Here is a 23,110-nt window from a genome sequence, read left to right as displayed (position 1 = left end):
ATGATCAACAGCAACACACGCCACAAGAAGCCATCACGCCCGTGTCGAGGTAACAAAACGCCGCTGGCGCTTGCGTGCGCACTCCTGCCATTCATGAGCCTGCCCACCTGGGCGGCACAAGCATCTGCTGTAGAAGAGGTGATAGTCACCGCTGCCAAGCGCGATCAACGCCTGCAGGATTTTTCCGGCGCGGTGAGTGTGGTCAATAATTTTCAAGGCGTAAAAAGTATTGGCGACATCGCCACGCAAATACCGGGTTTAAATATTGTGGACGCCGGCCCGCGCAACCCGACCGGCTTGATTATTCGCGGTTTGCGCATGGATGAGATCGGCCCCAATGACTTGGGGGGGGATGGCTCGCTGGTAGCCAGTTATGTCGATAATATTCCCCTGCAAGGCTACTTCGTCCCGCCATCCTTCAGCCTGAAAGATTTGCAGCAAATAGAAGTTGTGCGCGGCCCGCAGGGCACACTCTACGGCAATGCCTCTGTCGGCGGTTTAATTCGCTACGTGACTGCCAAGCCAGACTTAACCAAACAGTCGGTCAGCGCTACCGCAGAAGTGTCGCAAACCAAACACAGTGACGATTTAAGTTACGACACCGATCTGGTGGTAAACACCCCGCTCATCGACAACACCCTCGGCCTGCGCTTGCTGCTCGGTAAAACGGATAATGCCGGGTTTATCGATAATCCCTACCTGCTCAGCGGCGCACAAGACGATATCAACGACGATCAAACCAAGCAGGCGCGCGTTAGTTTGTTGTGGCAAGCGAGCGATAATTTCTCGCTCAACAGCAGCTATCACTATCAAAAAATCAATGTGGGCGATCGCCAAGCGGCGAATGCAAGTTTTACTGGTGATAACTACACCGCCTCCAGCCGCTACCTGCAACCCATGGAAGGCGAACTGCAACTGGCAAGCATCGACGCCACTTACGATATGGACTTTGCCACGCTGACGGCGAGTGTGAATCGCTATGATTATGCGCATAGCGAGCGTAAAGATCAGACGGATTTGTATATTAGTTTTGACCCCGACTATACCTATTACAACCTCTATGAAGACCTTTCTGCCTACAACGCCAGCACGGTAGATGTAGTGAAAGATAGTGCCGAGTTGCGGTTGGTCTCTGACAGTAATCAGCGCTTACGCTGGCTAGTCGGTGGTTTTTTCAGTCGCGATGATCTGGATGTTTACACGGGGGACTATACGCCCGGTTTCGGTGAATTTTTGGGTGAAGAATTACCTGGCGATTTGGAATATCTCGCTACGCAAACAGAAACACTGGATGAATATTCCGCCTATGGTGAAGTGGCTTACGATATAACTCCTCAGTGGGAAGTGAGCGCCGGTGCTCGTTATTTTAATTACGACGATAAATTGGAAGTTTGTCTTACCTACTTTCCTTCAGATGGCACACCAAGCTGCGAGAGTGGTGATGACAAGACCAACGATACTCTCGGTAAATTGGGCAGCCGCTATAAATTTACGGAAAATCTGAATATTTACGCCTTAGTCGCTGAAGGTTATCGTCGTGGAGGGGCCAACCTTACTCCACCCGATGTCACAACCAATCGCTTCTATGCACCAGACAAAGCTACCAGCGTTGAACTGGGTTTGCGTAGCGATTGGTTTAATCAACAGCTGAAAGTAAACGCCGCTGTTTTCTCTACCGAGTGGGATGATATTCAAGTGCAAACCACGGCTGAAAATGATGGTCGTTCCATTACCGCGAATGCGGGCGAAGCACGTTCCCAGGGTATTGAACTAGAACTTAATGCCCAACTCAGCAGTGCCTTTAGCCTGCGCAGCACTTATACCTATACCGACGCCGAACTGACGGAAACAGTAGAAGCAATTTCTGCATTTGATGGTGACCGCTTACCCGGTTCACCCCGCACCCAGTTCAGCGTGGCGCTGGACTATCTGCAAGCTATAGGTAGCGTTGAATGGGATGGTAGCTTGAGCTTCAACCGCATGGGTGAGGTGTATACCGCGCTCAATGAAAACTTTTCTAACTACCAACAATTGGCTAGCTACAACACGGCTAATGTACGCGTTGGTGTAACACTGCGTAATTGGCGTGTGGGTGCCTTTGTAAATAATATTGAAAATACCCGTGGTATTACCGGTGGTCTTTTTAATGATTTTTACGGTGACCAAGGGCAGTTTGAGTATGTTACTCGCCCGCGCACGGTTGGCATGTCGGTGACATATCAATATTAATAGCAGTTTCGCTAGCGTCATTCGGCTAAATAGAAAAACTGTTCTATGCTAGTTGGGTGTATTAGCAACAATTCAGTCATTTTCCGGGAAGAGAGTGATGGTGCAATTAAATAAATTTGATTGCACCAACCACCTAGGGATTTTCACACACTTAATGGATAGGAAATATTGAAGATGGCAGCAGAAAAAAAGAAAGCCGATGAAAAAAAAGCGGACAAAAAGGCGGTAAAAAAGGTCGCCATTAAACCCGCAAAAGCCAAAAAGTCCGGAAAAAAACTGACGGCGACTGATTTGGTAATCAATGTACCGCTGAACGGTCAAGTTATTAAAACATTTGACTTGATGCCTGCTAAAAGCACGGCAGCAGCACCGGGCGACTGGATTTTTACAGAGGAAGGCAGCACGGTTGATATTGAAAATCTGGTTGTGGGGTTTGAGCTGAACCCATCAGCACTGAATCGTCAATTTGAACGCGCGATATTAGTGATTAAAATTAAACAAAACCCTGCTTCTGGCGGAACTTGGCGTTTTGCTTTGGGGGGAGTTGCAACAGATAACGCTGATAGCGATCCAGATAATGATGTGATTGTGGATATTATCGATAATGGTTATACGATGATTGTCTATGTTCAGGCATTAGAAAATAGTGCTGAGTATATTCCTTTTGGCTTTGTTGCGTCCTTGACTAATCAATATACTGGTGTTGTTACCATCTATGAGTCTCAGGATCCAGGTATTGCTACAAGACGGCCACTGTAACTTTAAAGTTTATGGGGGCACCTATTGGGTTCCCCATATTGCGCTAATAGTTTTTTGAATTGAGTGTCGGTACAGAGTGAATCAAACCACGGGAACCTGAACCACACTCCATTCATCCCATTTTTCAAGCTGTTTTCCACATTGAATATGGAGGATTTTGTATTTTTTGCGAGCGCATGAACCAGTGCTGCAGTGTATGTTGTTTCTATGTTTTGTGAATCTAACCTTTCTAGTTCTTGTAGTGTAGAAAAAGATTTTGAAAAATTATTAGTATGTGCATATGCTTGAGCGAGATTTCTTAGGTGGTCGCGGTTTTTTTGCGCGCCTTCCGAGGTCGATATTATTGATGCATATATTTGTTTTGATTTTTCATTGTTTCCTTTCAAGTTCTCTGAGTCTGCCAAGTTTAATAAGAATGTAGTGTTGTTAGGGCTCAGGCTTAGGGCGTCGGTAAAATTTTTCGTTGCAGCAGAATAATTTTTCTTAAGAAGATTGCATAAGCCAAGATTATTTATGTTGCTTATGTCTTGAGGGTTTTGCGCTACGGCTGATTCAAATGAGGTAATTGCTTTTTCAATTTCCCCGTTCATTAAGGCGATCACCCCCAGCAAGCTATTGGCTTGATATAATTTTGGCGATAACGAAAGTGCTTCTGTTGCGTATTTTAGTGCTTGGTCGCTGTTTCCCTGATACCTGTATGCATTTGCAATATTGTACAAGCTATTGGCTGTTTTTTTTACCTTTAGTGAGTTTTTGTAAAAGTATATTGCCATTTCATAGTTATTTTTTACCATTTCCATGTATGCATGGAGATCGTTTAGTGCGAGCTTATTGCCATCTTTTTCTTCTATTTTTTTAATTGTATTTTTTGCAGAATTAAAGTCTCCCCTGGCTATATCTAAATAAAATTGGTTGTGCAGAGCTGTAGTGTTGGTGCGGGTAGAGTGCTGCTTGTTGTATGTTTCTAGCCGATCTAAGTATTCCTCGTTATTTGTGTCGTAGAATAGATCTAAGCTTATGTCCTTGTATAGTGTACTTGTGGTTGGTGTTTCTTTGATTGCGCTCGGCAGTCCATCTATTTTTTTTAATAGTTCTAAGCTTGCACCTGAGTTTCGGTATTGTTGCGTTGACTCAAGAAATGCTTTGTAAGCATGCTCAGGAATGCTTGGTTGGGATATGATTTTTGTCGAGTAAAGTGTTCCTACTGTATTCTGTGCGGTTTCCATTACTGATATGTATCTGTCAGCTAAAACATCAATGTTTCTAGCGTCGCGTACGCGTAGCCGACTGCTTTCTTTTTGGGTTTCAGGTTCTAGGCGTGTCAGCGTAATCGCACAAGTCTCAATTCTACATTTTATATCCGATGTAATTAGTTCATCCGCTACTGTTGCTTTGCGAATATCTTCATTACTGCCATTAACATTCGCAATTTCTTCCTGTGGTATTAAATAATACCCATCCAACTGGATCACACTCTGCTGAATCGCATCATAAACTGCGCCTTTCACCAGCTCCTGCTGCGACTCCTGCATTCCCTCTGCTGTCAACTTGGGTGGAATCACCGCGACATACTTGGGCGGTTTGGGTTGCAATTGCCACACAATCACACCGGTAATCATCAATACACTCAGTGCTGCGGAGCCCACGACAATTTTATTGGCGGCGATGTAGCCTTTAAGTTTTTTCCATAAAGATATTTTGGGGGCTGCAACTGCAACAAAGCGCGTTTCAAACGTAGGATGATCCTGCGTGCGCGCACTGCGAGCAATATTGGGTTGTGGCATTGCCAGTGCTTGGGTGTCATCGCTGGCAATATTGTCGTGCACATTCATCGCGCTGAGTTTTTTAAACTGCGCTGCTACCCAGTGGGTATTATCCGGGCGCTTGTTCGGGTCTTTGGATAATAACTGCCCCAGCAAATCCACAAACTCAGTGGGTAAGTCCGGGTTGTGTTGATGTGGCGGCGTGGGCGGGTGCGAAATAATGCGCTGCATAATTTGCAGCTTGTTGCCGGTGTCGCCAAAAGGATGGGCGCCGCACAATAGTTGGTAAGCCAAAATACCGAGCGAAAATAAATCGCTTTTGAAACTGATGTCTTCACCCATCGCCTGCTCAGGCGACATGGAGCAATAGCTGCCCGCCACATGGTCGGTGAGGGTGGCGTTAAAGTCCTGGGATTTGGCGATACCCAAATCGGTAATTTTGGATTGGCCGCGTTTGTTGATCAGAATATTTTCGGCTTTTAAATCGCGGTGAATAATGCCTGCATCGTGGGCGATGGCCAAGCCTTCAGCAATTTGGGTGAGCCAGTGCAAACGCTGCGACATGGGCACTATGTGCTCGCGCAAATAGGTTTGCAGGTTTTGGCCGTCCACCAATTCCATCACCAGCGCCAGTTGGTCGGGCGCTTCGATAAAATCGTAAATCTGCACAATATTCGGATGATTTAATTTGGCGAGCAGCAAGGCCTCGCGTTTAAAGCGCTCGATGTAATGGGCTTCAAACAATTCCGTGCGCAAACATTTAATCGCCACTTCCCGTTCCAGGCGGGTGTCCCGTGCGCGAAATACCAAGCCCATACCGCCGCGACCAATAGGTTCCAGCAAGTGGTAGTGCCCGATATAGGCAGGGGTGGTGGGCTGTGGGATGCTGTCCATAAGGCGATCAGCAATCCTTCAGGCTAGAGGCGGCGGTGAGTTGGTCGCCTTTATAGATTTTAAATTTCTCGCAGCCAAAACGAATTTTTCCACCGCGACGCTCCAACAGGCATTGCTGACCGAGAGCATCGGGTAGTACATCGGCCAATTGTTTGCGCGCGCGGAAAATCTGGATGTTCATGTGGGTGCTGTCCAGCCCCAGTTCGGCGGCCAGTTGCTCGGCGTATACCCAGCCCTGGCTTTTGCTATCCAACCCGCGCGCCGCGTCTTCGCAGCGGTGTCTTGCCAGTTGCAATAACAAATAGTGATGGGTGCGTACCGCTAAATCCAGCACTTGCTGTTGGTGCAATTCCAGCTGGGTGGTCTCTTCATCCAGGCTCATGTTAAACACAAACTCAAAGTCGTTAATGTGGCGTGCACTTTTGACTTCAGTGGGGCCGTAAATTTGTGCGCGCACAAACTGCCAATGGCCGGATGCAAACTGCACCAGATCACCATCATTTAGGGCTTGGGGTTCAGTGTGTTGATCAATGGCTTCGCGATACCACTGCTGAGCCTGTTCATCGTAATACAGGGCGATTTCCGGTGCATCGCCATCGGGCAGCAAATGGTAGCGCGAGAGGTAGAGCGGCGGGGTAGTCTCCAGGTCGCGGTTGAGCGGCCAGAGCATATCGCTGGGGGCGCGTAAATCTATTACCCGAAAACAGGGGTCATTTTGGGCGGCCAGCACAATTTCATCGTGCACCGCCAGCTCGCGGGTCTCGCCCTGCGCCATGGCGATGCCATTGATCCAGGTGCCGTTGAGGCCGAGATTTTTAATGCGCCAGTGTTCTCCGTTCCATTCAATCGCGGCATGTAACTTGGAGACGTAGGGTTTATCGATATGGGTGTCCACACTATTGGCGAGCCTGCCAAAGGTGTGATGAGGGGCGAGAGGAAAATAGGCCTCTGCAGCGACATCCAACAAATAAGCCATAGTGGGTCCGGGTTAACTCTTGTTTTTCTGATCAGGGTTTGGGGCCAATGTATCTAGCAATGGCGATTGTATTCGGGGTCTACCTATGCCGCTGATTCCTTGCCGGGCCGTGAGTAATCGGCCGAACCGGTGTTTTGTTTAGCTAACACCTGGGTCTTTTTATAGGTTTAGCCGGCGTGCGCCAGTTCTGCATGTAATTCCGTGTAATGGTCAGTAACGTCCGATGGCTATAGATTGCCACAAGATGCCGATGTTTTCCCAGTTATCGTCCGTGTGAGTTATGAGAATATCGCTATGATCGCCCTCTTTCAGGCCGTTAGCAGTTATAAAAGCCGGGTTCGCCCAACACGCAAGTTTAATCAATCGTCTGTTCCGCGTTGGGTTCCTGTCAATAAAAGTTTTATTGCGCTGACCAAAATGATTCTGCGTTCTGCCGCAACACGCCTTGGTTTGGAGCAGGCGGCGGTCACTCTGCGCTGCCTTAACCATCAAGGCTATCGCCATTTGTTGTTGGCCGACGACGTGCGCGATTTATTTGTTGCCGCCTCCGGTGGTGCCGAGGAATTTATTATTTCTACCCAGGAGGCAAACGCCTCTCCCTTTCAAGGATTTGATGCAGAGGCTGCATTGAGTTTACCGGTCAATTTCAAAACCCCGGACAACGAGTCCCAGCGCCTGGGTTATCTGGTGGTGCAAATGGCGCCCGGTGTGCACGTGGCCGATGCGACAGTCAAGCATGAGTTGTCTTTGGTGATTGAAGAGATTGTGCGTGTTATCAGTCGCTATCAGTCTCGTTATCGCTCTATTCACTGGTATGGCGACCAAAGTTTTTGGGTCGGCAACAGTTCAATATTGCGCCAGTTGGATCAACGGATCGATCAATTGGCCAAAAGGAAGTCGCCCGTATTGCTGCGCGCTGATAAAGGCACCGGCAAAATTATAGCGGCGCGCCGCTTTCACGATATCGCATGCAGTGAAACGGCTCCTTTTATTGAGTCAGATTGTCGCGAATGGGAAGAGGGAACCGCCACTGCCATTTTGCAATCACTGCGCAGTTGCGCCACCGGTGGCACCTTGTTTTTGCGCAGTATTGATGCGCTTTCAGCCAAGGATATGCTGGCACTGCGCCATTTTTGCTTGCAGTGGATGGCGGCCACCCGCAGTGGCACATCGCTCTCGCTGGTGTTCAGTTTGAGTAGTGCGGCAATTGACCCGGTGGCGATTGGCTTGGGCTGGATGATGCATTTTGTGCAATCGCTGCCATTGCCAACACTGGCAGAACGCCGCGAAGATCTGCACGATTTGGTGCAGTTTTTTATTGCCGAGTTTGCCTTGGCGGGCGATGTGGACTTGCAGGATTGCGCTTGGCAATTACTCGAGACCCACGAATTTACCGCTAACGTAGACGGCCTGAAAAATCTGCTCAAGCAAGTGGCGATGCGCAACCAAGGCGGTTTGGTCACGGCTGACGAATTGCGCGCGCTGCTGTAACTCCTGCTTTTTCTTTTCTGATTAATCCCTCCTGCTGTCTCAGCCTACGGTGTTTTGTTGTGGGGCTGAGGGTGCAGGGTTATACTGCCCCGTCTTTATCCTGACTCGTTATCCCACTCCTGTGTTATTTGAACCCGGTGCGCCTTGGCGTCCTGTTCGTGCGTCAGGCGTGGGGTCTTATCGGACGGTGGTTATGCAAAATGCGCGGGTGGTTATGAAAAGTACGCGAGTGGTTATGAAAAGCGCAGTAATCTTCTGCGCTGTGGCAATCATGGCGGGTGGTATTGCCGCTTGTGGGCAAAAAGGTCCGCTGTATTTACCGCAACAACAATCTAAGCCCCAGCCTGACGCCGCACCGGCGGCCAAACCGGCATCGTCTGCACCGGCGAGCGCGCCCGCGTCTACATCTGTAGCACCCGGTACCGATCCGTCCTAATTTGTCCTACCGTTTTCCAGATTGAGATTTCTTATGCAGCATTTCACTGAACGCCACGGCGAACTCTACGTTGAAGATACCCCGCTGAGCGCCGTTGCCGAGCGCTTTGGTACGCCTTGTTATGTCTATAGCCGCGCGGCGTTTACCCAACAATATTTATCCTATGCGCAGGCGTTGGGTTCGCATCCCGGCATGATTTGTTATGCCATCAAGGCCAACTCCAACCTCGCCATTTTAAATATGCTCGCCAAACTCGGCGCTGGGTTTGACATAGTCTCCGGTGGTGAATTGGAGCGGGTATTACGCGCTGGCGGCCAACCATCGCGCATCGTATTTTCCGGTGTGGGTAAAAGCGTGGAAGAAATGGCGCGCGCACTGGATGTTGGCATTTTCTGTTTCAATGTCGAATCGGAAGCGGAGCTGGAATTGTTGGCCGATGTGGCAGCACAAAAAGGCAAAGTGGCCAATGTATCGCTGCGCGTAAACCCGGATGTAGATGCCAATACCCATCCCTATATCTCCACTGGTTTGAAAGAAAATAAATTCGGTATTGCCATCGAGCGCGCACCGGCGGTTTACGCGCGCGCTGCACAATTGCCGAGCTTGGCGATTAAAGGGTTGGATTGCCACATAGGCTCCCAGCTCACCCAGTTAACACCATTTTTGGATGCACTCGACCGCCTGTTGTTATTGGTCGATGAGCTTGCGGCAAGCGGCATTACTATTTCCCACCTGGATTTGGGTGGCGGCTTGGGTGTTACCTATCGCAATGAAACCCCACCGCCTGTTGCCGACTACATGGCGGCCATCAAAACCAAATTGGGTGATCGCAAATTAGCCTTGATGTTTGAACCAGGTCGTTCCATTTCGGCAAACTCGGGCGTGCTGCTCACCAAGGTGATGTTCCTGAAGCCCACCGAGCACAAAAATTTCGCAGTGATCGACGCTGCTATGAATGACAATATTCGCCCGTCCTTGTATCAGGCGTGGCAAGACATCCGCCCGGTGAAGCCTCACGCTGGTGAAGTAAAGAAATGGGATCTGGTCGGCCCGATTTGTGAAACTGGCGATTTCCTTGGTAAAGATCGCGACCTGGCCATTGAGGCGGGTGATTTACTGGCGGTTATGTCCGCTGGCGCCTATGGTTTCAGCATGAGTTCCAACTACAACACGCGCGGCCGTGCGGCGGAAATCCTTGTCGACGGCGATCAAATGCATTTGGCGCGCGCGCGCGAAACCTTTGACGATATGATTCGTGGCGAGCACTTGTTGCCTGAGTAATTTGCCAGAATAAGCGGGAAAAAATATGCGTTTACGTTTTAGCAAAATGCACGGTTTGGGTAACGACTTCGTGGTGATCGATGGCGTTGGTCAAAGCGTGCGTTTAACACCGGAAAAAATTCGCTACATTGCCGACCGGAATTTTGGTGTGGGCTGCGATCAAATTTTGTTGGTGGAAACGCCGGAGAATCCCGATGTGGATTTTCGCTACCGCATTTTTAATTGCGACGGCAGCGAAGTGGAAAATTGCGGCAATGGCGCGCGCTGTTTCGCCGTATTTGTGCGCGAGCGTAAACTCACCGGCAAAAGCGTGATTAAAGTGGAAACCGCTGGCGGCCTGATGGAATTACGCGTGCAGCAGGATGAGCAAGTCAGTGTCGATATGGGCGCGCCGCGGTTGCAGCCCGCGCAAATTCCGTTCGTTGCTGATGCCCAAGCTATCACCTATCCCTTTGAGGTTGCCGGTAAAACCTACGACATATCAGCAGTGTCCATGGGCAACCCCCACGGTGTCTTGCTGGTGGACGATGTCAAAACGGCACCGGTCGCTGAGCTTGGGCCGATTATTGAACATCATCCACGTTTTCCGGCGCGAGTGAATGTGGGTTTTATGCAAATTGTGTCGCGCCATGAAATTAATTTGCGGGTGTTTGAACGCGGCGTTGGTGAAACCCTTGCTTGCGGTACAGGTGCCTGTGGTGCCGTAGTGGCTGGGCGTTTACGCGGTTTGCTGGATCAGCAGGTAAAAGTGAATTTGCCCGGTGGCAGTTTACAAATCGATTGGCCCGGTGAAGGTCAACCGGTAATTATGACGGGGCCTGCGGTTACCGTTTTCCATGGGCAAATAAAAATCTAATTATCCTGAATCGACGTCTATGACCGAACATAAGCCGACACTTGCCGATCCCCTGGAGCCGGAACAAATTGAAGCCTGGTTGCGCGAGCATCCGGAATTTTTTGAAAATCACCCGGATTTATTGGCAGAACTGAGTTTGCCCCACGAATCCGGTTCGGCTATTTCGCTGGTGGAGCGGCAGGTGGCGATCCTGCGTGAGCGCAATATCGATATGCGCCATCGCTTGAGTAAATTGCTCGATAATGCGCGCGACAATGACAAGCTATTTGATAAAACCAAACGACTGGTGCTCAACCTGCTGGAAGGGCAGGACATGGGTGATATTATCGACGCGCTGCACTACAGTTTTGATAAGGATTTCTCGATTCATTTCACCAGCGTCATTTTATTTGGCAACCTGGAAAAAGTGCCCAGTAGCCAAGCGCGTGTCGTAAGCATTGCTGAGGCGCGCGAGCATTTGGGGGCGCTGTTAAAAAATAGCCGTGCTGTGTGCGGTACCTTGGGCAGTAAAGAGTTGGAATTTGTGTTTGGCAATCACGCCAGTGAAATTGGTTCGGTTGCCGTCGTGCCGCTGGTTCATGGCAGCGCGTTTGGTCTACTGGCCATTGGCAACCGCGACCCGCAATATTACCGCTCCAGTATGGGCACCTTGTTTTTGGGGTATATTGCGGAAGTTCTGAACCGTTTATTGCCAAAATACTTACCGCGCTGATCGATGATCGGGCGGCACACCGGGATTCTTATGGCTGACCAACAGCATGACTGATCAATTGCCACCCGACAGCACCCCAGCCCATCCCTCTGTCGCGAATGAAGCGCCGCCTGCCGTTCGCTCACTGCCTTTTGCACAGGAATTGGCTGCATTTCTCACCTACATGCGCAGTGAAAAACAATACTCCCCGCTGACACAGCAAAATTACCAACGCGACCTGGAAAAGTTTCGCCGCTATTGCGCGCAAAAAAATATTGCCGATTTAAATATGCTGGCCATGAGCCATGTGCGTACCGCCGTTGCACATTTACATCGCGAGGGATTGGGGGGAAAAGTTTGCAGCGCTGGCTCTCATCGCTGCGCAGTTTTTTTCAGTTTTGTATTCGCCGCGGCTGGATGCAAAACAATGTTGCCGATGGTATCAGCGCACCCAAGTCTCCCAAGTTGTTGCCCAAAACATTAGACGTGGATCAAACCGCACAGTTTGTCGCCGTAGAGGGTGATGATTTTATTAACAAACGCGACCGCGCGCTGCTGGAATTAATTTATTCATCCGGTTTGCGTTTGGCCGAAGTGACGAGTTTGGACCTGAAAGATATCGACTGGGGCGAAGCCATGCTCACCGTCACCGGTAAGGGCCGCAAAACCCGTTTGCTTCCCATCGGCTCTATGGCGATAACGGCGTTAAAAGACTGGTTGGTCGCACGCAAGCAATACACACAAGACAATGAACCTGCGCTGTTCACTACCCAGCGCGGCGGGCGTATCAGTCACCGCGCCGTGCAAATGCGCATGCAACAATTAAGCATCAGCCAGGGAATGGATAACCCCATCCACCCGCACATGCTGCGCCACTCTTTCGCCAGCCATATGCTTGAATCCAGCGGCGATTTACGTTTAGTACAAGAGCTGCTCGGCCACGCCAATATTTCTACCACACAAATCTACACCCATCTCGACTTCCAGCATCTCGCCAAGGTTTACGATAAGGCGCACCCGCGTGCGGGACGCAAAACAGATTCGGTTGATGATGAATGCTAGTGTTTTTTCTTACAACAAACTTTGCACCTTCAACAAGGGATAAGCGCGTTGTACCGCGCTTACACTTTGCTGTAATAATTGATCTGCCTTGATGGGGCCGAGATATTCACACAAACCCACATACGCCAGATTAATCACTTGCTGCATTAAATGAATTGTGGGAGTGGTGCCGGTGAGTGGTTCGATTTGATTGAGCCAACTTTGCAGGGCACGGCGATCATTGGGGGGCAGTGCCATCTTTTCCACATTTTCCAGCACGTATAAACGCACGCGAGTTGCGTTATCGCCTTTGGCACTGTTGATCAGCTGCTCTACCAGTGCCATAAACATTTGTAATTCAGGTGAGCTGTGATTTTTATTCGCTGCGATTTTGGTTGCGGCAGCAATAGGGGGGGCAATATGGTGTTCTTGTCGCTTGTCCTGCAACGATGAAAAGGCGGTGACCAATGCTTGTAGCATGCGCGAGCGCATATGGGCGAGCTCGATATCACTGCAGAGTTCGCGCAGATAGTGTTGCAAGGCAAAGGTAGGTTTATGCGCGTATTTTTCGTCCCATAAAACCAATGCTTGTGCCAGTGTTTGACCTTGAAGAAATGGCATTAATGCCGCCTCAACAGCCTTGCGTTTTTGTTCCGGTGTCACATGAGCCTCGATTTATAAAAGCGATTGAGCAAGTGGTTTTGGTGCGCTATTAGCGCTGGGCGTTTAACGCCTCTTGATTGATGGCGCGGGTGTCCTGGAATTCCGGGTAACCAATTTCGGCGTGCTCGGTAAAGTCCAGTCCGCGTTGTTCATGCAAACTACTCGCGCGCATGCCAACTAATTTATCAATTAAAAAATACGCGCAATAGGCGATACCAAAACCCCACACAAAGGCGACGCCTATGCCGAGTGCTTGCACGCTAATGCGCGTCAGGTTAAATAAATCGCCTACGTAAAACAGGCCAGCAGCCAATGTTCCCCAGGCGCCGCAAAAACCGTGCACGCTCACTGCATCAACCACGTCATCAATTTTAAAACTGGCCAATAATTTCGGCCCGAGAAAACTGATGCCGCCGGCAATAACACCTGTGAGCATGGCAAAGAAGGGTTCCATCGTCGCACAGCCCGCCGTGATGCCGACCAAACCGCCGAGGCTGCCATTGACTGTGCCGGTTAATAAAATCGCCTGCTTGAATAATTTGCTGACGAGCATATAACCCAGTGCACCGCAGCAAGCGGCGAGGTGAGTATTAAGCGCAATTTTGCCAATGCTGCTATTGGCTTCCACCGTGGAGCCAGCATTGAACCCAAACCAGCCAAACCAGAGGACAAATCCACCCAATGCCACCATGGTCAGGTTGTGGCCGGGAATGCGTCGCGCTTCGCCGCTGTGACTAAAACGCCCAAGGCGCGGCCCCAAGATTATTACGGCGGCCAATGCCACCCAGCCACCCAGGGAGTGCACAACCGTAGAACCGGCAAAGTCGACAAAGCCCATCGCTTTGAGCCAACCCTCGCCATCGTAAATACTGCCCCATGCCCAACTGCCAAACAGGGGATAAATGAATCCGGCAATGATGCAAGCACCAATTAAGTAGGCGTGAAATTGCACTCGCTCTGCCATGGCACCACTGGCGATAGTGGTTGCTGTTGCGGCAAACATCATTTGAAAAAATAAAAATGTCCAATCCCAATCGCTTAAGTCTGCCGGTAAAAAATGGCTGCTACCAAACCAGCCGCTGGTATTAATACCAAACATCAAGCCATAACCCAGCGCCCAAAAAATCACACTGCACACGCACACATCCATGTAATTTTTCATAATGACATTCACCGCGTTTTTCGCGCGCGACATGCCACTTTCCACCAGTGCAAAACCAGCCTGCATAAAAAAGACAAGAACACCTGCGAGCACCACCCAAGTGCTGTTGAGTGAGTTGCTTACATCGGCGATAGAAGTTTCGCTGGCATAGCTACCAGCACTGAGCAAGGAGAGAAAGGAAGCAAGTGCAAGATAAATGAATCGCATAAGCACCACCTTTGATATGAATGAAGATGGTTTTGCAACTCATGTGCCACTTGCAGTAATGACCAAGTGGCACGTAGTAGCTGAAACTGACAGCTGGGGGTATGAAGGATGAGCGCACTCTTATTGTGCCTTTTATTCTGTGTCGCACAGTAAATTGCACTGAAATGATCAGTGCGTTGTGGATATTACCGATGAGCAGGTTTTACCAATCAAATAACGATTGCGTTCCAACAGTTCGGTGAGGTTGTCAGTGCGTAGTGCGCCATCAATGAGGATTTCCTCTGTGCTGGTTTCCTGGTGACGTAAAATGCCGATTTGGGTAAACATCAAGGCATCTTTTACCGGTAGGGTTTGGAAATGGTGTTTGCCCATGTGTTTGCCATTAACCCAGACTTCGGTTGAACCTGTTTTTGAGTCGGTCGACCAGTGGATGTGCAAGGCTATGCGATGCCATTTGCCGGGTGCAGCGCCCTCGGATAACTTCCATAACACGTCTTTTGCGGCGGTTTCCTGAAAACTTAATTCACTGCCGTGAATATTAAAGCGAAACATTTGTTGCCAGCTTTTGTCGGATTCCCAATAGCCTAATTCGTGTTTGTGTTTGCTCAATTCTTTTGGCAAATAAAAACTAAACGCAAAAAAAGTATCGCTCCCTTCCTGTGTGCTGCCTTCATTGCTTTTACCTACCGTATAGCGATGGTGAAATTCACTGCGGTTTAAATCTTTATTACCGTGCCACAAAAATGATTCATCGCCGGTGAGTGTGATTTTTCCGGCGTACTTGCCGTCAAATACGCAGTCTGAAATCACTGAATGCCCTGCGGGATTAATTGGTGTACTCCACTGGCTCATGTCGCTAGTTTCGAAATCGCCTTGCCAGAGGATGCTAGCGCTAGCATTGAAGGCATAAAAACACAAGGCGAAAGTTACTATGTTGAGGAATTTGGTCATGTGTTTCTACTTATTTAGAGGTTGTCGAGAGAGTATTGAATCTTTATTTAAGTATTGTTGCATGTCTTCGGTGTGGATTTTAACTTCACTTGTGCAGTGTGATTCCGAATAATCATCAGCTGTATACACGAATGCGATACCCGTTTTGGTGAGATAAAAATAACTCCAGTTCAAAGCTTGCGCGCAAGTGTCGTCATCTACCTTTGTTTTTAATGCTTGGTTAAGTTGCGCGATAAGTTTCTGGGAAAAATCTTTTCTTTTACTATCAACGAGTTCATCCATTAGGGTGATTGATTTTCCGGTTTGAATACTATATGTGATTGCGCCTAATCGCCCATCCGGATGTGGCATGCCTTCGCAGAGCCAGGTGTCTGCAAACTGTATGCTGACTACCGAATCATTTAAGAATGTAATCGAGGCGGTAAATTGTTTTTCACCTTTGTCGTTATCACAATGATATTTCTCTGTCATAAGCGAAATGTCATTGTTGATCTCCGTTAATGCCGCGCTCTTTGATGTGTTAGTAAAGATCGGATATTCAATATGGGTTTCCCAAAAGCCAAGTGGCGACATTTCGTCTTGCACTGTGCGTGAAATTATTTTCTGTTCATGCAGTGCTCCTGCTTTTTTATCCGTTGAAGTTGTTTCAGCATTAGGTTCGCATGCGCTTAACAATGGGATAAGTAAAAAAAAATATCGATACATTATTTTGATCCTATTGAAAATGCCTTATAAGCTTGTTGAAGCTTAACGTCATACTTGTTTTTTTGATAACCTGGGCCGTTGTATTTTTTAGCAAACCCTTTCCAGTCTTTAGCTTTTAACTGGGCATCCCATTTCATATACTTGATTAATTTGACGAATGCCATTAGGTGATAGTGTTCTGACTTGCGCATATCTTTTACAAACGACTCAATGTCTTGATATCCACAATACTTGTGATTGAACCCCATTATTTGAAACTTTCCCCAAGATGTAGATTTTAATGCTGCCCTTCTGTCGAGAGATATGGCGGTGTTTAATCTGCTGTATTCTTTTTCATTTCCCAAGTAATTTTTTTTAGTCCATGTTTTGTGTGATATTGTAGGATTCTCTTTGTCGTATGCTCCTTGGGTTAATTTTGAAAACCAATGCCCTTCAAATAATATCTTTGGCTCACCATTTCCTAAAAAACCATCTCCCATACTTTCTATGCTTGCTATAGCTTTTATTGTTGCTGTATCAACCCCAAGGATAATTGCCGCTTTATTGTAATCAGGTTCAGTTAATCTGGAGTATATCTTGCTTTCGTGGTTGGTTTTTTGAATTGGAGAAGCTTTCAATACGCCTTGCATTTGAAAGAGAAGGTGATCAAACGTATTGTGGGATGTGGGCTTTGTTTGTGGTTGGTCGCGTTTTGAGAACTTTATCAAACTATTAAAAGTTTTTTGCTGAGGGTCTATGCGGCCATCGGGTTTTTGCATTTTTAGAATGCGTCTTTGATATTCAGATATTAATCCTATTGTTATTGGGCCACATTTTCCATCCTCTTTTAGTTTCATTAGTGGTAATAAAAGATGGATTTGTTTATTTATTAAATTTTGAACGCATCGAACATCAGATGCATAATTTTTCGCTTTATTTCCTACCGATGCATTGATTTTTAGCATTATTAACTCCTTTTTTTGTAAGTCCGTTGAGAAAGTGTTGGTAAATATTTGAACGCATTTTGATCGGTCTGCGCTAAAAATAAAAGTGGGAAATATAAATATCTCCCACTTTTATAAAATCTACCGCATTAATTAATGCGGTTTGGTTATGTACCTATGGTGCCATTCACAATCGGCTGAAAGGCCGTGAGTCTGTCCATCATTGTTGCGTTACCTAAGCCGTGGCCGCGGAAGAGGGTGCTGAATTGGTTTTGCTGGCCGTGCAGTGCCATGTAGTTGAGCACCACGGTTTCCACCAGCAGGTTGACGTTGTTGGCGGCGGGGCTGCCAGCGGTTTCTACGTCGCCGCTGGGGCGCATGTAGCCGAGTTGTTGGTGGCGGGCTTGGTCGTCGGCATTGGCGCCAATCAGTTGCGGGCGGCCGCCGGGGTTGTAGACGAGGAAGAAGGAGCAGGCGGTTTGTTGGTCGTCGCCGGTCCAGACACCTTTGCCGCGCCCGGCCATGGAGTCGTCGATCATGCCGTTGCTGAATACCGAGCCGTCGCTGAATACATAAATCATTAGAGGCATATTTTTGCGTGCGGCGTATTCAAGGCAGGCGCCGATGCAGCGACCGGCGCGTTCGTCGCGTACTTCGCCGGTGGAGCGGTCGCCGGTGTGGTAGTCGTAGCCGCCCATGGTGATGGTGCCTGCGCCCGCATAACCATTAATAACCAGCTTCATCACCGAGGCGGTTTTACGCAGCTCGCCATCGCGATCAAATTCGTCGAACGAGAATATACCGTTGGCGCCGACTATATCGGCATCGGCAATCGGATCTATATCTGCCGGGTTGCCGAAGCGGGCAGCCAAATCCGCACTTTTTACATAACCGCAGCGCAGCAGTTCTTTGAGCTGGGCGTCTTTGCTGGTGCCGAGGCTGGCCATGGCGTTGAGTTTGGCATCGCTAATGCGATAGATGGATTCCATGGTTTTGACTATGTCTTCCTGGCTCATTAAATCCACCAGGTCGCCCACATCCACCAGGCCGGTGACGTCGTTGGGGTTGTCCACTTTGGTGGGGCGCACTTCCAGGTTGATGAGCGAGGCAGGTGCCATGGAGTTGCCGCCAGAATCGCTATTGCGCGAGCCGATAAGGTCCACCAGTGAACCGGCGGCACCGGCTTTGTAGATGCCGTACATGGGGTTGTGCGGGTTGTTTCCGGTGTCGTTTTCCGAGCGGGCGGCGATAACTGCACCGTTGATGTTGGCGGCCGTGGTGGTTTGAACCTTGGAGTTAATGCCTGCCAATAACTGCGAGTCGGCATGGAATAACAGGCCGAGGCTGTCGTTGATCAGTGTGCCTGCCGTTGAACTGGTAGGCGCCATATCGGCCGGTAAGCCTTGTTTACTGTAGCCTGCGGCGCTGAGGAAATCGCGCTGGCCGCCGCGCTGGCCAACCAGCACATTGGAGCCCGCAAAGTTGGCGCCACCGGCCAGGTCGAAACAGATAAACGGGATCTTGCCCGCACCTTGTGCGGCGATACCGCAGGCGTCGCGTGCGGCGGCGATATCGGGCGAGAGGCTGACATCTGCTGCATAGGCGGGGTTGGTCAGGATGCTCATCAAGGAGCCGCCAATGAGTGTGCCTGAGCCGAGTTTAAAGCCTTGGGCGATCAGCTCGCGGCGGCTGACCGGGCGGCGATGGTTATTGAGCAGCAGCGGTGCGTCCGGGTGCAGGGGTTTCTTGGATTTGGCCATGTCGGGTTCGCTCCGGTAATTATTGCAACAACATAACGGCGCTTCCGAGGGAAGCGGCGCAGGTGGCTTTAACGGTGGTTAGGGTGCGGTCAGCGGCGCAACCACTGCCACAACTGGTCATGTTGTCGATCAATTGGTTCAGTTCCAGGCGCAATTCCGCCGGGTCAGCTTGACCCTCAAGTTGGCTGTGCGGATTGGTGCCATTGGCCAGTTCGCTGGCGAGCAAGCGCTTGAGCAGCGGCTCAATAATCAGGTCGCGTTTGGTGCTGCTGTTAAAGGCCACATTGGCGGCAGCGCTGAAATCAAAGCCGGGGAAGAGCGCGGTGCGCGCCGGATTGGCCGCGCTCGAATTGCCTACCACGGCGTTGCAGTAAGCCACGGTCAATTGGGTGATGCCCATTTGCTGCGCGGCGAGGAATCCGTCCAGATTGGTCAGTGTTGGCAACTGCTGTTTCACCTTTTCATAGGTGCTGGCAACCAGCGTATTGGTGCTTGGAATACCGGTCATGGCAGACAAGCTGGCATTGATTTCCGCAAAATCGCGCAGGCCAAAGGTGGGTTGGTCTGGGATATCGGCTGCTGGCGCTGGTGGTGGCACGGCTACGACCGGACGGTTATAGGTGTTGTCGCCAATCTGGTCGAAGGTGAGGAAAAATACATCCTCCTCCGGCCCGTTTTTGGCTTCAATCACTGTGCCCAGTGCGGATAGGTTTTGGCGACCTTCCGGCAGTTCACCGGCCGCCAGTTGGGTATTCACATTGGCAAATACTTGTCCCACGGGCGCTTCGGTGCCGTTGACGCCAATACGGATGCCCTTGAGCGTAACCGGGCTGGCCAGGGTGCCATCGCCCAGCACTGTGAAGAAGGGGACGGCGAATTGGTAGCCGTAATCGTCGATCTGCTGCACCTCAAACACGATAAAACAGTTACCGCTGGTGCCTTCTGCTGTAGTGGTAAAGCAGGCTGGTTGGTCGATTAATTCAGACACGTTAAATAGCAGCAGGTAGCGCGCACCTACGCCCACATCAAAGTTGGTTTTGATATCACCTTCGCTCATGGCGCGTTTGTGGATGGCGAGGAAGCGCAAGCTGCCAGCCCAAGGACGATTGCCTGAGACTTCATTGCCGACCACCAGCGCATGGCCATTGTCCCAGTCTTTGAGGAAGGCGCCGGCGGTAGCGTCGGTATCACCAGTGAATTCACCGTTGACATAGAGGCGACGGCCGCGAATCGGGTCATAGCTGAGCACCACATGCTGCAGTGAAGCCTGGGCGCGCTGGTCGTTGTCGTCGGTGGCCAGCACCGGCTCGCCGTTAGCATCGCTCTCACCGGTGCGGTTCATGCCGATGTAGTTGTAATCGTATTGGCCGAGGGTGAAGTTGCGCTCGGTGGTGCTGCCGGAATAGCTGACGATACGCGCCGGGTTGTTGTCGTTGGCGCCCTGGTCGAGGCTGTCGGGAATAATCCAGGTTTCAATGGTGTACTCGCCGGAACCGAGCAGCAGGTCGTAGAGTTTGCGGCTACCGGTAACGGTCGCTTGGGCGCGGCCAGTGTCGGCAAATTTGATGCCCCAGGCACTGCTCCAGGTGACGTTGCCAATCAGGTTGAGGTCGGCGACCGGGTCTATGCCCGAGGTATCAAAGGCCACTGTACCTTTGCCGGTTTTGAATTCGTATTTGGCGATGATATCGCTGTCGATACGGCCACCGCTGCTGAGCACAAAGGCATCGCCCAGGCCAACGGCTTTGCTCACCACCAGATCGGGATCCACCTCAATGGCGGTAAGGCTGTTAGCGAAAGCCTGGATTGCCGCCTGCATTTGGTTGGCGCTGGCGGCGCAGTCGTTGCCCCAGCAATTGTGGGAATCTGCACGCAGCCGTTGTACCAAGCGCGATTGCGCGGGGTTGTCCAGGCGAATACGGCTCTTGGCCGCTTCATAGGCCACAGCCAAATCAGCGCTGGCGATATAGGGTTGCTGGCGGGTCGGTGCCGATTCCGAGTGGCAGGCGGAGCAGTATTCGGTCAGCAGGGGATAGACGCTGGTCGCAAAGCCGCTGCTGTCGATGGGGAAGCTTTTGGTGTTGTCGATAGCGCGATCTGCCGGTGCCTTGAGCACCACATCGTTGGCGCTGGTTTCGCGGGGGCCAGCCCACTTGTTAATCCAGCCGGTCATGATGTCGGCACAGGCGCCTGCATCGGCGAGCCAGCAATTGTGGCCGCCAGCGACTTTGGTCACCAAACGTGAGGATGCCGGGTCGCTCAGGGTCACTAATCCCTCATCAATCACCGCGGCATAGGCGAGGTTGATATCGTCGCCGCGGGCGAAGGTCGGCGCTTGGGTTTGGTGGCAGCCGCCGCAGCGATCTTCGCGCGCCATGTTGATCCAGAGTTCATTCTGGAACTTGATGACATCGGCCGTGCCTGCCGGTTTTTCACCGCGATAGGTGAAGTTGCCCCCGCCCGTGGCAGGTGGTGGCGGGTTGTTGGGTTTTACCTCGCTGCCGCTGCCAGAGCCGCCGCAACCTGCCAATAAACCGGTCATCAAGACGACCAGCGCCAGCGCGGGCTTGTGCCACTGCATGCGTGACAATGCTGTTGTTATGCGCATCTTCATCACCTTATTCACCTTTGCAGTAGTCAGCAGTGTCGATAAACACTTGGGTTAGTTTGTAACCGGATGCCGCGAAGTTGGCGGTAATCTCGCTGATTTTGCTGCGATCAGTGCTATCGGCGGGTTTGCGCAGGCAGACATTCTGGAACACCTTTTCTACCTGACAACTGGCAAAGGCTTGGCTGTGTGCCAGCTCCATATTCATGCTTTTGGCGCCGGTACCGCTGCCGGGCAAGCTGCTGTCCCAGCCCAAATGCACATTCATGCCCTGGCGCCAGTAGTTCTGCCAATTGTCATTGGTGGTCACATAGCCATATTTGAAGGTGTTGGCATTGATGCGGTATTTCTTTTCTACCCGGCTTTCGGTATCCGGGTCAATGGTGCCTTCGGCGTTGTAGTGAATGCTGCCGCTCAGGCCATCGGGGTCGGCGTTTACATCAAACTCATAGTCGTAATAGGCATAGGCTTTGGCGAGTGGGTCCATGCCGTTATGGCAGCCAACACAGTTATTCAGGAATACGCGGCTATCGCCACCGGGGCTGCGGCTCACATCCTGACGCACAAAATCCGGCGTCAGGCTGGTGTCGTGTACTTGTTCCAGGTCGCGGCACAGGTGGTTGATCAGCGTAAAGCGGAACATGGCGCGGTTGGTGCCGGCGATAAAAAATGCCTTGGCGGCGGCGCGGCTGGTAATAACACCGGAGGTGGCGTCGGCTGGCAGACCATTCACGCTGGATTGGGGGCGCCTGACCAGTGTGTCTTTCAAGCTCACGCCCTGGTTTTCAATCGCCTCATAGTGATTGTTATTGCTATTGGAGTAGGCGGGCAAACCGCCCGCGTTACTGGTGTAGATCACATCGTCATAGAGCACTGTGCGGAAGTCGGCTTCGTCGCGCACCAAGCCAATCACCGTGGCGGTGTAGTCGTTGAGCGGTGCAAAAACGGTGCGGTCGCGGTTGGTCCAGGGTGTCACCATATTTTTCAGGGTGACGCGATAAAAAGCCTCGTTGCTCATGGCGATGCGCACGGCATCGGCCACTTGTCCGGCCTCGATGCTGCTGCTCATTTGCGCCAGCACCGCCTCAGTGGGCGGCACCCCGGCAATACGGTTGTGAATTTGCAGTGCCTGTTCGCGTGAACCGGCATGGCTGGCACTGCTAATCGCCAGCAGCGCCGCGAGCCCCACAGAGGGTAGGCAGCGCGCCGCTTGGCTGAATAAGCGGGAGTTAGTGTTGATCACGGTTGCTCCTGGGTAGTTGGTCTGCATCTGGGCAGGGGCTGCGCTGATGCTATAGCTGTAGTTAGTGGTCGTGCTATGCAGTGAATATGCCGGACATCATAGGAACGGCGGCTGCAGTCGGGATACTTTTCAAGAATTAGAAACAGTTCTCCAAAATATCCTTTTGACGCCAGATTTTCGCGCTTGCCCGTGTTGGCGCTATTTCTGTGTTGTGATTGGCGATGCGCCAGACCCTATGGGGGAAGGCGCAAAACGTCCTGGTTGGGGAGGCTGAACAGTGCCAGCGAAAAGTAGCTGACGAAAAATGTCAGATTAGTATGAAGCTGGGCAAGTGCTAGCGTTTGGCATCATCCTCTTCTTTTTTAATCTTCTGCCCGGTTCATTGCAGAATCGAGACCTGAGTCACAATCAGCAAGGCTGCTCAGGTTGAATATTGTGCGCTTTATGACGCGCCATTCTCTATGCTCTAGC

The 23,110-nt window shown here is 50.6% G+C and carries 19 protein-coding genes and 1 pseudogene; 10 read left to right on the top strand and 10 right to left on the bottom strand.

Features of this window, described 5'->3' with window-relative positions:
* Together B0D95_RS12495 and B0D95_RS12490 are read left to right on the top strand one after the other, a co-directional pair.
* Complete coding sequence (locus B0D95_RS12495) at positions 1–2,229, top strand: TonB-dependent receptor (RefSeq protein ID WP_078044196.1); 2,229 nt, start codon at positions 1–3, stop codon at positions 2,227–2,229.
* Positions 2,230–2,403: 174 nt separating this feature from the next.
* Positions 2,404–2,988 (top strand): DP-EP family protein, encoded by a 585-nt coding sequence (locus tag B0D95_RS12490; protein WP_078044195.1) that lies wholly within the window; start codon positions 2,404–2,406, stop codon positions 2,986–2,988.
* 2 nt (positions 2,989–2,990) lie between these two features.
* On the opposite strand, the gene B0D95_RS12485 is transcribed toward B0D95_RS12490, so the two are convergent.
* Positions 2,991–5,645, bottom strand: coding sequence for a serine/threonine-protein kinase (locus B0D95_RS12485; protein WP_078044194.1), 2,655 nt, complete (start codon positions 5,643–5,645; stop codon positions 2,991–2,993).
* 7 nt (positions 5,646–5,652) lie between these two features.
* The gene (locus tag B0D95_RS12480; protein WP_078044193.1) at positions 5,653–6,621 is read right to left on the bottom strand and encodes an FHA domain-containing protein; all 969 of its coding nucleotides are present in this window, start codon (positions 6,619–6,621) and stop codon (positions 5,653–5,655) included.
* A 294-nt stretch (positions 6,622–6,915) separates the two neighbouring features.
* Here B0D95_RS12480 and B0D95_RS12475 point away from each other — a divergent pair, with 294 nt between their 5' ends.
* The 7 genes and pseudogenes from B0D95_RS12475 to B0D95_RS12450 all read left to right on the top strand — a co-directional run bounded on the left by B0D95_RS12475 (position 6,916) and on the right by B0D95_RS12450 (position 12,438).
* Entirely contained in the window at positions 6,916–8,112 is a 1,197-nt protein-coding gene (locus B0D95_RS12475) for a sigma 54-interacting transcriptional regulator (RefSeq protein ID WP_078044192.1), read from the top strand.
* A 235-nt stretch (positions 8,113–8,347) separates the two neighbouring features.
* On the top strand, positions 8,348–8,548 hold the full coding sequence (locus tag B0D95_RS12470) for a lipoprotein (RefSeq protein ID WP_210403620.1): 201 nt from the start codon (positions 8,348–8,350) through the stop codon (positions 8,546–8,548).
* 33 nt (positions 8,549–8,581) lie between these two features.
* The gene (lysA, locus tag B0D95_RS12465) at positions 8,582–9,829 is read left to right on the top strand and encodes a diaminopimelate decarboxylase (RefSeq protein ID WP_078044190.1); all 1,248 of its coding nucleotides are present in this window, start codon (positions 8,582–8,584) and stop codon (positions 9,827–9,829) included.
* A gap of 25 nt (positions 9,830–9,854) precedes the next feature.
* Positions 9,855–10,685, top strand: a complete 831-nt coding sequence (dapF, locus tag B0D95_RS12460; protein WP_078044189.1) for a diaminopimelate epimerase — start codon at positions 9,855–9,857, stop codon at positions 10,683–10,685.
* A 19-nt stretch (positions 10,686–10,704) separates the two neighbouring features.
* Positions 10,705–11,397 (top strand): DUF484 family protein, encoded by a 693-nt coding sequence (locus B0D95_RS12455; RefSeq protein ID WP_078044188.1) that lies wholly within the window; start codon positions 10,705–10,707, stop codon positions 11,395–11,397.
* A 46-nt stretch (positions 11,398–11,443) separates the two neighbouring features.
* Positions 11,444–11,668: pseudogene (locus B0D95_RS21125) on the top strand (site-specific integrase); the annotation flags it as partial.
* 65 nt (positions 11,669–11,733) lie between these two features.
* Positions 11,734–12,438, top strand: coding sequence for a tyrosine recombinase XerC (locus B0D95_RS12450; RefSeq protein ID WP_371451964.1), 705 nt, complete (start codon positions 11,734–11,736; stop codon positions 12,436–12,438).
* A gap of 9 nt (positions 12,439–12,447) precedes the next feature.
* Here the strand turns inward: B0D95_RS12450 and B0D95_RS12445 are convergent, their stop codons facing one another.
* Both B0D95_RS12445 and B0D95_RS12440 read right to left on the bottom strand, forming a co-directional pair.
* Positions 12,448–13,038, bottom strand: a complete 591-nt coding sequence (locus tag B0D95_RS12445; protein ID WP_149867908.1) for a hypothetical protein — start codon at positions 13,036–13,038, stop codon at positions 12,448–12,450.
* 91 nt (positions 13,039–13,129) lie between these two features.
* Positions 13,130–14,449, bottom strand: a complete 1,320-nt coding sequence (locus B0D95_RS12440; protein ID WP_078044186.1) for an ammonium transporter — start codon at positions 14,447–14,449, stop codon at positions 13,130–13,132.
* On the opposite strand from B0D95_RS12440, the gene B0D95_RS21000 reads away from it, so the two are divergent.
* Positions 14,439–14,561 carry a hypothetical protein gene (locus tag B0D95_RS21000; RefSeq protein WP_256386828.1) on the top strand — a complete coding sequence of 41 codons (123 nt, stop codon included), beginning with the start codon at positions 14,439–14,441 and terminating at the stop codon, positions 14,559–14,561. The genes B0D95_RS12440 and B0D95_RS21000 overlap by 11 nt on opposite strands.
* A 56-nt stretch (positions 14,562–14,617) precedes the next feature.
* On the opposite strand, the gene B0D95_RS12435 is transcribed toward B0D95_RS21000, so the two are convergent.
* The 6 genes from B0D95_RS12435 to B0D95_RS12410 form a co-directional block, all read right to left on the bottom strand.
* The gene (locus B0D95_RS12435; RefSeq protein WP_078044185.1) at positions 14,618–15,400 is read right to left on the bottom strand and encodes a polysaccharide lyase; all 783 of its coding nucleotides are present in this window, start codon (positions 15,398–15,400) and stop codon (positions 14,618–14,620) included.
* A 6-nt stretch (positions 15,401–15,406) separates the two neighbouring features.
* Entirely contained in the window at positions 15,407–16,105 is a 699-nt protein-coding gene (locus B0D95_RS12430; protein WP_078044184.1) for a hypothetical protein, read from the bottom strand.
* Positions 16,105–17,049 (bottom strand): N-acetylmuramidase family protein, encoded by a 945-nt coding sequence (locus B0D95_RS12425; RefSeq protein WP_078044183.1) that lies wholly within the window; start codon positions 17,047–17,049, stop codon positions 16,105–16,107. Before B0D95_RS12425 ends, B0D95_RS12430 begins: the two co-directional genes overlap by 1 nt.
* Before the next feature lie 146 nt (positions 17,050–17,195).
* Complete coding sequence (locus B0D95_RS12420; protein WP_078044182.1) at positions 17,196–18,788, bottom strand: general secretion pathway protein GspF; 1,593 nt, start codon at positions 18,786–18,788, stop codon at positions 17,196–17,198.
* A gap of 19 nt (positions 18,789–18,807) precedes the next feature.
* Entirely contained in the window at positions 18,808–21,396 is a 2,589-nt protein-coding gene (locus B0D95_RS12415) for a LamG domain-containing protein (RefSeq protein ID WP_246841597.1), read from the bottom strand.
* A 10-nt stretch (positions 21,397–21,406) separates the two neighbouring features.
* The gene (locus B0D95_RS12410) at positions 21,407–22,639 is read right to left on the bottom strand and encodes a hypothetical protein (RefSeq protein ID WP_078044180.1); all 1,233 of its coding nucleotides are present in this window, start codon (positions 22,637–22,639) and stop codon (positions 21,407–21,409) included.
* Positions 22,640–23,110 lie beyond the last annotated feature (471 nt).

Origin of the sequence: Cellvibrio sp. PSBB023 (assembly GCF_002007605.1) — a bacterium.
Classification (GTDB): Bacteria; Pseudomonadota; Gammaproteobacteria; order Pseudomonadales; family Cellvibrionaceae; genus Cellvibrio.
This window is presented reverse-complemented; position numbering and strand designations above follow the sequence as displayed.

Bases quoted from the DNA above. Each gene is read 5' to 3' on its own strand.
- B0D95_RS12495 (WP_078044196.1), top strand. From the start codon at position 1: ATGATCAACAGCAACACACGCCACAAGAAGCCATCACGCCCGTGTCGA.
- B0D95_RS12490 (WP_078044195.1), top strand. From the start codon at position 2,404: ATGGCAGCAGAAAAAAAGAAAGCCGATGAAAAAAAAGCGGACAAAAAG.
- B0D95_RS12485 (WP_078044194.1), bottom strand. From the start codon at position 5,645: ATGGACAGCATCCCACAGCCCACCACCCCTGCCTATATCGGGCACTAC.
- B0D95_RS12480 (WP_078044193.1), bottom strand. From the start codon at position 6,621: ATGGCTTATTTGTTGGATGTCGCTGCAGAGGCCTATTTTCCTCTCGCC.
- B0D95_RS12475 (WP_078044192.1), top strand. From the start codon at position 6,916: ATGATCGCCCTCTTTCAGGCCGTTAGCAGTTATAAAAGCCGGGTTCGC.
- B0D95_RS12470 (WP_210403620.1), top strand. From the start codon at position 8,348: ATGAAAAGCGCAGTAATCTTCTGCGCTGTGGCAATCATGGCGGGTGGT.
- lysA (WP_078044190.1), top strand. From the start codon at position 8,582: ATGCAGCATTTCACTGAACGCCACGGCGAACTCTACGTTGAAGATACC.
- dapF (WP_078044189.1), top strand. From the start codon at position 9,855: ATGCGTTTACGTTTTAGCAAAATGCACGGTTTGGGTAACGACTTCGTG.
- B0D95_RS12455 (WP_078044188.1), top strand. From the start codon at position 10,705: ATGACCGAACATAAGCCGACACTTGCCGATCCCCTGGAGCCGGAACAA.
- B0D95_RS12445 (WP_149867908.1), bottom strand. From the start codon at position 13,038: ATGCCATTTCTTCAAGGTCAAACACTGGCACAAGCATTGGTTTTATGG.
- B0D95_RS21000 (WP_256386828.1), top strand. From the start codon at position 14,439: ATGAATCGCATAAGCACCACCTTTGATATGAATGAAGATGGTTTTGCA.
- B0D95_RS12440 (WP_078044186.1), bottom strand. From the start codon at position 14,449: ATGCGATTCATTTATCTTGCACTTGCTTCCTTTCTCTCCTTGCTCAGT.
- B0D95_RS12435 (WP_078044185.1), bottom strand. From the start codon at position 15,400: ATGACCAAATTCCTCAACATAGTAACTTTCGCCTTGTGTTTTTATGCC.
- B0D95_RS12430 (WP_078044184.1), bottom strand. From the start codon at position 16,105: ATGTATCGATATTTTTTTTTACTTATCCCATTGTTAAGCGCATGCGAA.
- B0D95_RS12425 (WP_078044183.1), bottom strand. From the start codon at position 17,049: ATGCTAAAAATCAATGCATCGGTAGGAAATAAAGCGAAAAATTATGCA.
- B0D95_RS12420 (WP_078044182.1), bottom strand. From the start codon at position 18,788: ATGGCCAAATCCAAGAAACCCCTGCACCCGGACGCACCGCTGCTGCTC.
- B0D95_RS12415 (WP_246841597.1), bottom strand. From the start codon at position 21,396: ATGCGCATAACAACAGCATTGTCACGCATGCAGTGGCACAAGCCCGCG.